Source organism: Klebsiella sp. GB_Kp056 (assembly GCF_040064755.1).
In the GTDB taxonomy this organism is placed as follows: domain Bacteria; phylum Pseudomonadota; class Gammaproteobacteria; order Enterobacterales; family Enterobacteriaceae; genus Klebsiella; species Klebsiella quasipneumoniae.
Window position 1 is genome coordinate 1 of record NZ_JBEAJA010000069.1, and the last position, 12,259, is coordinate 12,259.

General features: G+C 58.9%; 11 protein-coding genes, 1 other RNA gene and 1 pseudogene. 4 read left to right on the forward strand and 9 right to left on the reverse strand.

The window, feature by feature from the left end; all coding sequences use genetic code 11:
• The first annotated feature begins 93 nt into the window (after positions 1 to 93).
• Positions 94 to 231: non-coding RNA, RtT sRNA (locus tag ABLV52_RS23440), on the forward strand.
• A gap of 88 nt (positions 232 to 319) precedes the next feature.
• On the opposite strand, the pseudogene ABLV52_RS23445 reads toward ABLV52_RS23440, so the two are convergent.
• Positions 320 to 466 (reverse strand): annotated as a pseudogene (locus tag ABLV52_RS23445) (hypothetical protein); the annotation flags it as partial.
• A gap of 69 nt (positions 467 to 535) precedes the next feature.
• Here ABLV52_RS23445 and nadA point away from each other — a divergent pair.
• Entirely contained in the window at positions 536 to 1,579 is a 1,044-nt protein-coding gene (gene nadA, locus ABLV52_RS23450; protein WP_023288879.1) for a quinolinate synthase NadA, read from the forward strand.
• A 35-nt stretch (positions 1,580 to 1,614) separates the two neighbouring features.
• Positions 1,615 to 2,334, forward strand: a complete 720-nt coding sequence (gene pnuC / locus ABLV52_RS23455; protein ID WP_004151689.1) for a nicotinamide riboside transporter PnuC — start codon at positions 1,615 to 1,617, stop codon at positions 2,332 to 2,334.
• Here the strand turns inward: pnuC and zitB are convergent.
• Together zitB and ABLV52_RS23465 are read right to left on the reverse strand one after the other, a co-directional pair.
• Positions 2,331 to 3,275 (reverse strand): CDF family zinc transporter ZitB, encoded by a 945-nt coding sequence (gene zitB, locus ABLV52_RS23460; protein ID WP_348890989.1) that lies wholly within the window; start codon positions 3,273 to 3,275, stop codon positions 2,331 to 2,333. The genes pnuC and zitB overlap by 4 nt on opposite strands.
• 118 nt (positions 3,276 to 3,393) lie before the next feature.
• The gene (locus tag ABLV52_RS23465; RefSeq protein WP_226327895.1) at positions 3,394 to 3,795 is read right to left on the reverse strand and encodes a YbgS-like family protein; all 402 of its coding nucleotides are present in this window, start codon (positions 3,793 to 3,795) and stop codon (positions 3,394 to 3,396) included.
• Positions 3,796 to 4,110: 315 nt separating this feature from the next.
• Between ABLV52_RS23465 and aroG the strand changes: the two genes are divergently transcribed.
• The gene (aroG, locus tag ABLV52_RS23470; RefSeq protein ID WP_023288882.1) at positions 4,111 to 5,163 is read left to right on the forward strand and encodes a 3-deoxy-7-phosphoheptulonate synthase AroG; all 1,053 of its coding nucleotides are present in this window, start codon (positions 4,111 to 4,113) and stop codon (positions 5,161 to 5,163) included.
• 73 nt (positions 5,164 to 5,236) lie between these two features.
• Here aroG and gpmA read toward each other — a convergent pair whose 3' ends face one another.
• The 6 genes from gpmA to modF form a co-directional block, all read right to left on the reverse strand.
• Positions 5,237 to 5,989: a 2,3-diphosphoglycerate-dependent phosphoglycerate mutase gene (gene gpmA, locus ABLV52_RS23475; protein WP_002895089.1), complete on the reverse strand. Its 753-nt coding sequence runs from the start codon at positions 5,987 to 5,989 to the stop codon at positions 5,237 to 5,239.
• Positions 5,990 to 6,280: 291 nt separating this feature from the next.
• A complete protein-coding gene (galM, locus tag ABLV52_RS23480) occupies positions 6,281 to 7,324 on the reverse strand; it encodes a galactose-1-epimerase (RefSeq protein ID WP_023288883.1) in 1,044 nt (347 codons plus the stop codon).
• Positions 7,318 to 8,466 (reverse strand): galactokinase, encoded by a 1,149-nt coding sequence (gene galK, locus ABLV52_RS23485; RefSeq protein WP_032455171.1) that lies wholly within the window; start codon positions 8,464 to 8,466, stop codon positions 7,318 to 7,320. Before galK ends, galM begins: the two co-directional genes overlap by 7 nt.
• Positions 8,467 to 8,468: 2 nt before the next feature.
• The gene (gene galT / locus ABLV52_RS23490) at positions 8,469 to 9,515 is read right to left on the reverse strand and encodes a galactose-1-phosphate uridylyltransferase (protein WP_117135801.1); all 1,047 of its coding nucleotides are present in this window, start codon (positions 9,513 to 9,515) and stop codon (positions 8,469 to 8,471) included.
• A 9-nt stretch (positions 9,516 to 9,524) separates the two neighbouring features.
• Positions 9,525 to 10,541 carry a UDP-glucose 4-epimerase GalE gene (galE, locus tag ABLV52_RS23495; protein WP_023288886.1) on the reverse strand — a complete coding sequence of 339 codons (1,017 nt, stop codon included), beginning with the start codon at positions 10,539 to 10,541 and terminating at the stop codon, positions 9,525 to 9,527.
• A 209-nt stretch (positions 10,542 to 10,750) separates the two neighbouring features.
• Positions 10,751 to 12,223, reverse strand: coding sequence for a molybdate ABC transporter ATP-binding protein ModF (gene modF / locus ABLV52_RS23500; protein WP_023288887.1), 1,473 nt, complete (start codon positions 12,221 to 12,223; stop codon positions 10,751 to 10,753).
• Positions 12,224 to 12,259 lie beyond the last annotated feature (36 nt).

Consider the following 12,259-nt stretch of genomic DNA (forward strand, 5'->3'; position numbering starts at 1 on the left):
GTAAAAAGGCGCCCTAAAGGCGCCTTTTTGCTATCCGCGGAACTTAACGATTCGACAAAATTGTCGGGAACAATTTTGAACAACGCGGTGGCGTTGGCCCGCAGGGCGAGTCTCAGGATGAGACGAGTGTCTCTGCAGCAGGTTCGGGTCGAACGTAGTGAGACAACGGAGCCGCTTGCGGCGACGGCCCGAAGGGCGAGGCGAAGCCGAGTCATCCTGCACGACCCACCAATGTAAAAAGGCGCCCTAAAGGCGCCTTTTTGCTATCCGCCCTCCCATCAATTTCCACAATATTGTATTCAGCGCTTTCCCACGGTCGCGCTGCGCTTACCACGCCTGCACAGGGCGCGAACCGGTAGCCCGGACAGCGACGCAGCATCGTCCCCTGGAACAGGCGCTGATGTACAAAATTCATCACGACTTTTGGCGCGTAATCGGCTATCTTGTTTAGCATATAAAACACCATAACCGTATCATGGCGCGGGCAGGCCATACTGACGGTCTTAGAGTTAAGCCAGTAAAACGAGATTGCATGATGAGCGTAATGTTTGATCCTGAAACGGCGATTTATCCCTTCCCACCGAAACCGCAGCCGCTGACCGTCGACGAAAAGCAGTTTTACCGCGAAAAAATCAAGCGTCTGCTGCGCGAGCGCGATGCCGTGATGGTGGCGCATTACTACACCGATCCTGAAATTCAGCAGCTGGCGGAAGAGACCGGCGGCTGTATTGCCGACTCGCTGGAGATGGCGCGCTTTGGCGCCCGCCATTCGGCCTCTACGCTGCTGGTCGCCGGGGTGCGTTTTATGGGGGAAACCGCCAAAATCCTCAGCCCGGAAAAGACCATTCTGATGCCGACCCTGAACGCCGAGTGTTCCCTGGATCTGGGCTGTCCGATTGAGGAGTTCAACGCCTTTTGCGACGCTCATCCTGACCGCACTGTGGTGGTCTATGCCAATACGTCTGCCGCGGTGAAGGCTCGCGCCGACTGGGTGGTGACCTCCAGCATCGCCGTGGAACTCATTGACCATCTGGATAGCCTTGGTCAAAAAATCCTCTGGGCGCCGGACCGCCATCTTGGCCGTTACGTTCAGCGTCAGACCGGCGCAGATGTGCTCTGCTGGCAGGGGGCGTGCATCGTGCACGACGAGTTTAAAACCCAGGCGTTGATGCGGATGAAGGCTCTGCATCCCGAAGCCGCTGTGCTGGTCCATCCCGAGTCGCCGCAGGCGATCGTCGAGATGGCCGATGCCGTAGGCTCCACCAGCCAGCTGATCGCGGCGGCGAAAAGCCTGCCCCAGCGCCAGCTGATCGTGGCGACCGATCGCGGTATCTTTTATAAAATGCAGCAGGCGGTGCCGGAGAAAACGCTGCTGGAAGCGCCCACCGCCGGTGAAGGGGCGACCTGCCGCAGCTGCGCGCATTGTCCGTGGATGGCGATGAACGGCCTGAAAGCCATTGCCGAGGGTCTCGAGCAGGGCGGCGCTGAACATGAAATCCACGTCGACGAAGCGCTGCGGACTGGCGCATTAATTCCCCTTAACCGGATGCTGGATTTTGCGGCTACACTACGGGGATAACCTATTGCCGCGTCATCTGGCGCTGAGAGGATAAAATGGATTTTTTTAGCACGCAGAATATTTTAGTACATATACCCATCGGCGCCGGGGGGTACGATCTCTCCTGGATAGAGGCCGTGGGGACCATCGCCGGGCTGTTGTGCATCTGGCTGGCGAGCCTGGAGAAGATCAGTAACTATGCCTTCGGTCTGGTCAACGTCACGCTGTTCGCCATCATCTTCTTTCAGATCCAGCTGTATGCCAGCCTGTTGCTGCAGCTGTTCTTCTTTGCCGCTAACGTTTACGGCTGGTATGCCTGGTCGCGGCAAAGCAGCAACCATGAGGCTGAGTTGCAGATCCGCTGGCTACCGCGCAGTAAAGCCCTGGGCTGGCTGGCGGCCTGCGTGGTGGCGATCGGCTTGCTGACCCTGTTTATCAATCCGTTTTTTGCTTTCCTGACGCGGATCGCGGTCAGCCTGATGCAAGCGCTCGGTTTGCAGGTCACTATGCCGGAACTGCAGCCGGACGCCTTCCCGTTCTGGGACTCCTGTATGACGGTGCTGTCGGTAGTGGCGATGATCTTAATGACCCGCAAATACGTTGAGAACTGGCTGCTGTGGGTCATCGTCAACGTCATCAGCGTGGTGATTTTTGCCCGTCAGGGCGTCTATGCGATGTCGCTGGAATATCTCTTGCTGACGTTCATTGCGCTGAACGGCAGCCGGATGTGGATAAACAGCGCGCGTGAGCGAGGTTCTCACGCGTTTTCTGGCTAATGGTGGTGGTGATGATCGTGCCCGGCGTGCATCGTGTTGAGATGGCACTCCGGGCCGCTGCAGGGCTGGTACTCCATCTGTACCGTGGCATGCTCAATTTCATATTTATGTTCCAGGAAATGCAGGATGCGGTTGAGTAACGCATCATGATCGTGCGGCGGCACAACCTGCACATGCAGCGTCATCACCGGTTTTTCCCCCACCAGCCAGACGTGGACGTGGTGAACATCGCGCACCTCCGGGATAGAGCGGCGGATATCCCGCTGCAGGGCCGTCACATCCAGCGAACGCGGCGCGCCTTCCAGCAGCTCATTCAGACTCTCCTTCAGCAGACGCCAGGCGCTACTTAACACCAGGCAGGAAACCAGCACGGAAAGGATCGGGTCGACAGGCGTCCAGCCGGTGGTGAGGATCACCACGGCGGCCACAATCGCGCCAACCGAGCCCAGCAGATCGCCGAGCACGTGTAGCGCCGCGGCGCGCACGTTGAGGTTCCGCTCTTCGCTGCCACGATGCAGGATCCAGAAAGCCAGCACGTTGGCCAGCAGGCCAGCGACCGCAATCACCATCATCGTCACGCCGGCAACCGGCTGCGGGTGCTGGAAGCGCTGAATGGCCTCCCAGACAATCAGCATGGTGATCACCACCAGAGCAATGGCATTGAGAAACGCCGCCAGGGTGGTCAAACGCAGCCAGCCAAAGGTATGGCGGGCATTCGGGGGACGGCTGGCGAAGCGAACCGCCAGCAGCGCAAACAGCAGGGCGGCGGAGTCGGTGAGCATATGGCCGGCATCCGCCAGCAGGGCCAACGAGCCGGAGATCGCGCCGCCGATGGCTTCTACCAGCATAAAACCGGCGGTGACGATGAACGCCCAGAGCAGCCGGCGGGCGTTGCCGCTATCCGGAGCCTGGGCGGGGGAGTGCGAATGCGAGTGCGCCATAGTGTCGTCCCTTGATAGTTATCATTATCACGCTATGACATCATAAACAGAGAACGATAACAAACAGAGAAAAGGCGAGCCCGGCTCGCCTTTTCTCTGTTTGCACTCACCGCATCAATTATTGGGTGGTGCCGTCGGTTTTGCTGTTGTCATGGTTCATGCTGTCGCCGTTGTCCAGCTTCTTACCGGTGTCCGGACAGCGGCCGTCTTTACACATCGAGTTTTTATGGACCTCATCGCTCGACATATTGTCCTGGCTCATCGTCGAGCCGTCAGGATGAAGCATGGTGCCGCCAGTGCCAGTGCCAGTGCCAGTGCCAGAGCCAGAATTGATTTGGCTATTATCGACGTTATTCGGCGCCACGTTTTCACGGGCGTCCGGCGCCACCTGACCGGCATCAGCGGAAGAGTTGGCCTGGCCATTGTTGGACTGGGCGCCGGCGTCTGCCGCCAGGGCCGCGCCGCTGGCAAGACCTAAGGTGGCGGTGAGCAAAAGGGTCGTCAGTTTTTTCATGTTCATCGGATACTCCTGTTGGGTCGGGAAGCGGTAACTACGCCTCCAGCGGTAAGTGTGCCAGGGATCTGACTCGCTATGGTTAAAGACTCCGCAGACGATCGCAGTGTCACTATATAATCCTGAAACGTAAGACTTAATTAGCTTTAACAGTTAAATATTGTAGTTCATGAGTCTGGTTTCGCTACTTTATGGCGTATTTTTGCCTATTTCCAGGATTATTCCATCACTACTGTAAAATCACGTTTACACTATTTCAGCGAAGAGATAGATTGGAGGGATTGCATTTCATTGAATAAGTATGGCAACGCTGGAAAGAAGATGAATTATCAGAACGACGATTTACGCATTAAAGAGATCAACGAATTATTACCTCCCGTTGCGCTCCTGGAAAAATTCCCTGCTACCGAAAATGCTGCAAACACCGTTGCACATGCTCGCAAAGCGATCCACCAGATCCTCAAAGGTGATGATGACCGCCTGCTGGTGGTGATTGGGCCCTGTTCTATTCACGACCCGGCGGCGGCGAAAGAGTACGCTTCCCGTCTGCTGACCCTGCGCGAGGCGCTGAAGGGCGAGCTCGAGATCGTCATGCGCGTCTATTTTGAGAAACCGCGCACCACCGTCGGCTGGAAAGGGCTTATCAACGATCCCCATATGGATAACAGCTTCCGCATCAACGACGGGTTGCGCATTGCGCGCAAACTGCTGCTGGACATTAACGACAGCGGCCTGCCGGCGGCAGGGGAATTCCTCGATATGATCACCCCGCAGTATGTCGCCGATCTGATGAGCTGGGGCGCCATCGGGGCGCGCACCACCGAATCCCAGGTGCACCGCGAGCTCGCCTCGGGGCTCTCCTGCCCGGTGGGCTTTAAAAACGGTACCGATGGCACCATCAAGGTGGCTATCGATGCGATTAACGCCGCCGGCGCGCCGCACTGTTTCCTGTCGGTCACCAAGTGGGGCCACTCCGCTATCGTTAATACCAGCGGCAACGGCGACTGCCATATTATTCTGCGCGGCGGCAAAGAGCCGAACTACAGCGCGAAGCACGTGGCGGAGGTGAAAATCGGTCTGGCGAAAGCGGGCCTGCCGGCCCAGGTGATGATCGACTTCAGCCACGCCAACTCCAGCAAGCAGTTCAAGAAGCAGATGGAAGTAGGCGCCGACGTATGCCAGCAGATTGCCGGCGGCGAGCGCGCCATTATGGGCGTGATGATTGAAAGCCATTTGGTGGAAGGCAACCAGAGCCTCGAGAGCGGTGAACCGCTGACCTACGGCAAGAGCGTCACCGACGCCTGCATCGGCTGGGAGGATACCGAAGCGATCCTGCGTCAGCTGGCGGAAGCGGTGAAAACCCGCCGCGGCTAAGCTACGTTGCGCTCGCGCAAGCCATAAAAAAAGCGTGGAGATTTCCACGCTTTTTTATTTTCACCGGGGGAAATTACTTCGCTTTACCCTGGTTGGCGACGGCAGCCGCTTTCGCCGCGATCTCTTCCGCATTGCCCAGATAGTAATGTTTGATCGGCTTGAAGTTTTCATCGAACTCATACACCAGCGGTACGCCGGTCGGGATGTTCAGTTCGAGGATTTCGTCTTCGCCCATGTTGTCGAGGTATTTAACCAGCGCGCGCAGGGAGTTACCGTGAGCGGCGATGATCACGCGCTCACCGCTTTTCAGGCGCGGCAGAATGGTTTCGTTCCAGTAAGGCACGACGCGGTCGATGGTCAGCGCCAGGCTTTCAGTGGTCGGCAGTTCCGCGTCGGTCAGTTTTGCATAGCGCGGATCGTGGCCCGGGTAGCGCTCGTCGTCTTTGGTCAGCTCCGGCGGAGTAACGGCGAAGCCGCGACGCCACTGTTTAACCTGCTCGTCACCGTATTTCTCAGCAGTTTCCGCTTTGTTCAGGCCCTGCAGCGCGCCGTAATGACGCTCGTTCAGCTTCCAGGATTTCTCAACCGGCAGCCAGGCCTGATCCAGTTCGTCCAGCACGTTCCACAGGGTGTGGATGGCACGTTTCAGCACGGAGGTATAAGCAAAATCAAAGCTGAAGCCTTCAGCCTTCAGCAGTTTACCTGCTGCTTTCGCTTCGCTAACGCCTTTCTCGGACAGATCAACGTCGTACCAACCGGTGAAGCGGTTTTCGTTGTTCCACTGGCTTTCGCCATGACGAACCAGTACCAGCTTAGTTACAGCCATTCTCTTACTCCTCTCTACACGCCATCCCTCGCGCCGCGAACGGTGCGCTGAATATGTTGGTGTATGTGTTATTGATTGATAACTATTCTCATTATATTGCCGTGATTTGGCTCACGGCAATGCTTATCCCTAACCATAGCGAAAATAGTGGCTCAGTGTAAGGTGCTTGTAAAACACAGGTTATTTTTTTGTCCTTTGATGACGGAAAATAGAGCAGGTTGCTGAAAAAAGAGGCAGGAGAGAAGAGGGCGGGGACGAAACTCAGCGCCCCCCGGCGGAGGGCGCTGGCGATTAGCGGGCGATAAACTGATATTCCGTCAGGCTGACGTACTCCTGGCCTGGACGTAACACACAGTCCGGCTGCGGCCATTCCGGATGATTCGGCGAATCCGGCAGGAATTCGCTCTCCAGCGCCAGCCCCTGCCAGTCGGCGTAGGGTTCCGTCGTCTGCGACGGGGTGCCGCCGAGATAGTTGCCGGAATAAAACTGTAGCGCCGGAGCGGAGGTATAGACCGTCATCTGCAGCTTACCGTCCTGCGACCAGACCTGCGCCGCAGGTTGACTGGCGTCGCCTCTGGCGTCCAGCAGGAAGGCATGGTCGTAACCCTTCACCTTTTGCTGATCGGCATCCGCGAGGAAGTCGGCGGCGATGGTTTTCGGCTGGCGGAAATCAAAGCTGGTGCCGGCGACGTCTTTGAGTCCGCCGCCCGGGATACCATCGCTTTCCACCGGCAAATAGCGATGGGCGAGGATCTGCAGCTGGTGCTGGCGCACGTCGCCCTGGTCACCGTCGAGGTTGAAATAGACGTGATTGGTCATGTTCACCGGGCAGGGTTGGTCCACGGTGGCGCGATAGGTAATCGCGATACGGTTATCGTCGGTCAGACGATAGTGCGCGGTGGCCTGCAGAGTACCCGGAAAGCCTTGATCGCCATCGGGCGAGGTCAGGGCGAACAGCGCTTCCTGCTCGTCGGCGCGGACGATGCGCCAGCGGCGTTTATCAAAACCTTCCGGGCCGCCGTGAAGCTGGTGGCCCGCGTCGTTTGACGGCGTGACGGTGACGAGCTGGCCGTCAAGCGGGAAGCGGCTATTGCCGATACGGTTGGCGTAGCGGCCTACCGAGGCGCCAAGAAACGCGGCCTGGCGGGCATAGTCTTCCAGCTTTGCGCAGCCCAGCAGCGGATGGCGCACGCTGCCATCGGCCAGCGGCACCTCGGCGCTGAGCAGCGTCGCGCCCCAGTCCGCCACGATGACGGTCATCCCCGCCTTATTGCGCAGGGTTACCTGCTGCCATGGCTGGCCGTCCGGCGCCAGCGCGGTAGTTTGCGTTACCATTGGCCAGCCCCCTGTGACGGTTTGCAGACATAAAACGTCTCTTTAATTCCGGTTTTCGCTTCATACTCGTTGGCAACGGCCTGCTGAACGGTATCGACCAGATCCTCCGGGACCAGCGCTACCACACAGCCGCCAAAACCGCCGCCGGTCATGCGCACGCCGCCCTTATCGCCGATTGTCGCCTTGACGATCTCCACCAGGGTGTCGATCTGCGGGACGGTGATCTCGAAATCATCGCGCATCGAGGCGTGGGATTCGGCCATCAGCTCGCCCATCCGCTTCAGGTCGCCTTTTTCAAGGGCGCTGGCGGCTTCCACGGTGCGGGCATTCTCCGTCAGCACATGACGTACCCGCTTCGCCACCACCGGATCCAGCTCATGGGCGACAGCGTTGAATTGCTCAAGGGTGACATCGCGCAGAGCGGGCTGCTGGAAGAAGCGCGCGCCGGTCTCGCACTGTTCACGACGGGTGTTGTACTCGCTGCCGACGAGGGTGCGCTTAAAGTTGCTGTTGATGATCACCACCGCCACGCCTTTCGGCATCGAGACGGCTTTGGTGCCCAGCGAGCGGCAGTCGATCAGCAGCGCATGGTCTTTTTTGCCCAGCGCCGAAATCAGCTGATCCATGATCCCGCAGTTGCAGCCGACGAACTGATTTTCCGCCTCCTGGCCGTTGAGGGCGATTTGCGCGCCGTCCAGCGGTAGATGGTAGAGCTGCTGGAACACGGTGCCGACGGCAACCTCCAGCGAGGCTGAGGAGCTTAAGCCTGCGCCCTGCGGCACATTGCCGCTGATCACCAGATCTGCGCCGCCGAAGTGGCTGTTCCGCTGTTGCAGATGCTTCACCACGCCGCGGACATAGTTCGACCACTGCTGGGTGTCGTGGCTGAGAATCGGCGCGTCGAGAGAGAATTCGTCGGTCTGATTGTCGTAATCGGCGGCAATCACCCGCACGGTACGATCGTCGCGCGGCGCACAGCTGATCACCGTCTGGTAGTCGATGGCGCAGGGCAGCACAAAGCCGTCGTTGTAATCGGTATGCTCGCCGATCAGGTTGACGCGGCCTGGTGCCTGAATGACATGGCTGGCCGGGTAGCCGAAGGCCTCAGCAAACAGGGTTTGGGTTTTCTCTTTCAGACTCATCATTACACTCCGGATTCACGAAAATGGACGTCGCTGACGGCGCGCAGTCGTTCGGCAGCTTGCTCGGCGGTGAGATCGCGCTGCGTTTCGGCCAGCATTTCGTAGCCAACCATAAACTTGCGGACCGTCGCGGAGCGCAGCAGCGGCGGATAAAAGTGGGCGTGAAGCTGCCAGTGGTTATGGTCTTCATCGTTAAACGGCGCGCCGTGCCAGCCCATGGAGTAGGGGAATGAGCACTGGAACAGGTTGTCGTAACGGCTGGTCAGCTTTTTCAACGCCAGCGCCAGATCGCTGCGCTGGGCGTCGGTTAAATCGGTAATACGCTGCACGGGCGCTTTCGGCAGCAGCAGCGTTTCGAACGGCCATGCGGCCCAGTAGGGCACGACCGCCAGCCAGTGATCGGTGTCGACCACCGTGCGGCTGCCGTCGGCCAGTTCGCGCCGGGCATAGTCCAGCAGCATCGGCTGGCCCTGGCTGGCGTAATACGCTTTCTGCAGACGGTCTTCCCGTTCCGCTTCATTAGGCATGAAGCTGTTGGCCCATACCTGACCGTGCGGGTGTGGGTTGGAGCAGCCCATCGCTGCTCCTTTGTTTTCAAAGACCTGCACCCACGGGTAGCTTTTCCCGAGGTCCGCGGTCTGTTCCTGCCACGCTTTAACCACGCCTTCCAGCGCTTCAAGGCTCAGTTCCGGCAGCGTTTTGCTGTGGTCTGGCGAGAAGCAGATCACCCGACTGGTGCCGCGCGCGCTCTGGCAGCGCATCAGCGGATCGTCACTCTCCGGGGCATCGGGGGTGTCGGTCATCAGGGCCGCAAAGTCGTTGGTAAACACGTAGGTGCCGGTGTAATTCGGATTCGTGTCGCCGGTGACCCGGGTGTTGCCCGGGCACAGGAAACAGTCCGGATCGTGGGCCGGCAAGGTCTGTTTTGCCGGCGTCTCCTGCGCTCCCTGCCAGGGGCGCTTGGCGCGATGCGGAGAAACCAGAATCCACTGCCCGGTTAACGGGTTATAACGACGATGCGGATGGTCAACGGGGTTAAATACGCTCATGAAGGTTCCTTAGTCTGGATAACCCTGCGGATGGCGGGACTGCCAGTTCCAGGTGTCCTGCGCCATTTCGTCCAGGTTGCGCGTCACGCGCCAGTTCAGCTCGCGGTCGGCCTTGGCGGCATCCGCCCAGTAGGCCGGGAGGTCGCCATCGCGGCGCGGCGCGAAATGGTAGTTAATCGGTTTGCCGCATGCCTTGCTGAAAGCATTGACCACGTCGAGCACGCTGCTGCCGACGCCGGCGCCAAGGTTGTAGATATGGACCCCGGCTTTGTCAGCCAGTTTTTCCATGGCCGCGACGTGGCCGTCGGCAAGGTCCATCACGTGGATATAATCGCGCACGCCGGTGCCATCTTCGGTCGGGTAGTCGTTACCAAACACGGCCAGCGATTCGCGACGGCCAACGGCGACCTGGGCGATATACGGCATCAGGTTATTCGGGATCCCCTGCGGGTCTTCGCCCATGTCGCCCGACGGGTGGGCGCCGACCGGGTTGAAGTAGCGCAGCAGGGCAATGCTCCACTCCGGCTGCGCTTTTTGCAGGTCGGTCAGGATCTGCTCCACCATCAGTTTGCTTTTACCGTAGGGGCTTTGCGGGGTGCCGGTCGGGAAGCTTTCGACATACGGGATTTTCGGCTGGTCGCCGTAGACGGTGGCGGAGGAGCTAAAGATGAAGTTCTTCACGCCCGCGGCGCGCATGGCGGAGACTAATTTCAGTGTGCCGGTGACGTTATTGTCGTAATATTCCAGCGGCTTGGCGACGGACTCCCCGACGGCTTTCAGCCCGGCGAAGTGGATCACCGCTTCAATGGCGTGATCGTGGAGGATCTCGGTCATCAGCGCTTCGTTACGAATATCGCCTTCAATAAAGGTGGCTTCTTTGCCGCCGAGACGCTCAATCACCGGCAGTACGCTGCGCTTGCTGTTGCAGAGATTGTCGAGGATCACCACCTCATGCCCCTGCAGCAGCAGTTGAACGCAGGTATGACTTCCAATGTAACCGCTACCACCTGTAACCAGAACTTTCATGATTCGCTCCATTCGGCTTATCGTGTATGAGGAAGATAGCATATCAAAGAAGTGAAAAGTGTGACACAGAACAAGTTAGTGGAATCGTTTACACTCGGGGATGAAACGGCATCGTTTAATATATTTTGTTTAAAATACATATTGTTAGGTGAGTAAGGCGCTATTTTTCTGAAAAATACCAGGGATCTTGCGATCCCCGGCAGGGGGCGTCAGGCCACGGGGCCGAGCTGATAAGTGTAACCGTCTCCACTGGGAACGAACGCCAGGCGATGGGTAATACAGTCCGGGGCATCTTCCGCATGGTGCGAGACAAACAGCAGCTGCGTAGCGCCTTCGCCAATCAGGACGTCGACGAAGCGGCGCACCAGCTGGCGATTGAGGGGATCCAGCCCCTGCAGCGGTTCATCAAGGATCAGCAGGGTGGGATGCTTCACCAGCGCGCGGACGATAAGCGCCAGCCGCTGCTGGCCCCACGACAGGCTGTGAAATGGCGCGTCGGCGGTGCGCTTATCGATGCCGAGAATATCCAGCCATTGCTGCACCAGCTTATGCTGTTTATCCGACACCGCCTGATAAATGCCGATCGAGTCAAAATAGCCCGACAGAATCACGTTGCGGACGTTGGTGCTGACCCGGTAGTCCAGATGCAGACTGCTGCTGACGTAGCCGATATGCTTTTTAATATCCCAGATGGTCTCGCCGCTGCCGCGCCGACGGCCAAAGAGGGTGAGATCGTTGCTGTAGCCCTGGGGGTGATCGCCGGTGATAAGGCTTAAGAGGGTGGATTTACCCGCGCCGTTGGGGCCGACGATCTGCCAGTGTTCACCCGGGTTTACGGTCCAGGAGAGGTGGTTGATAACCGGGCGATCGTTGTAGGAGACCACCCCGTCATTGAGGACGATACGCGGCGCCGTCTCCGTCAGCGTATGGCGGGCCGGTGGGGCATCCGGCTCCGGCAGGGTGATACCGTCCAGTTTTTCACTGTGCGCCAGCTGGGCGACCAGCGCCTGCTGCAGCAGAGCGTGCTTCTCGCCGGTCTCGCTGAGGAGGCAGTCAGCCAGCACGCCGGCGTATTGCACAAAGTCCGGGATCTCATCGAAACGGTTGAGCACCAGCACCAGGGTGATGCCGGCGCGATGCAGGTCGGCCAGCAGGGCGGCCAGCTGCTGGCGGGAGTTGACGTCGAGGCCGTCGAACGGCTCGTCGAGGATCAGCAGTTGCGGATCGCTCATCAGGGCCTGGCACAGCAGGGTCTTACGCGTTTCGCCAGTGGACAGATACTTAAAGCGGCGGTCCAACAGGGCGCTGATGGCAAACTGTTCGGCAAGCTGCGCGCAGCGGGCCGGATCTTTCACCTCATCCTGAATAATCTCCGCGGTAGTGCGTCCGGTATCTTCTTCTCCGGGACTGAGCAGGTCGGTGTTATTGCGCTGCCACTCGTCGCTGACCAGCTTCTGCAGCTGTTCGAAGGAGAGGCGGGTTACGCGGGAGAAGAGGCTTTCGCGCTGGCCGCTGAGCAGGGTCAGGTCGCCGGCCAGGGCCCGCGCGAGGGCGGACTTGCCGCTGCCGTTGCTGCCGACGAACGCCCAGCTTTCACCCGCCGCCACGCTCAGGTGGTCTATTTTTAAGGTTTTTGTATCGCTCAGGCGAAACGTGCCTTGCGAAATTTGCAATGATGACATGATGTATCCCATTTTTTGCAGCGATGTGCATCAGGG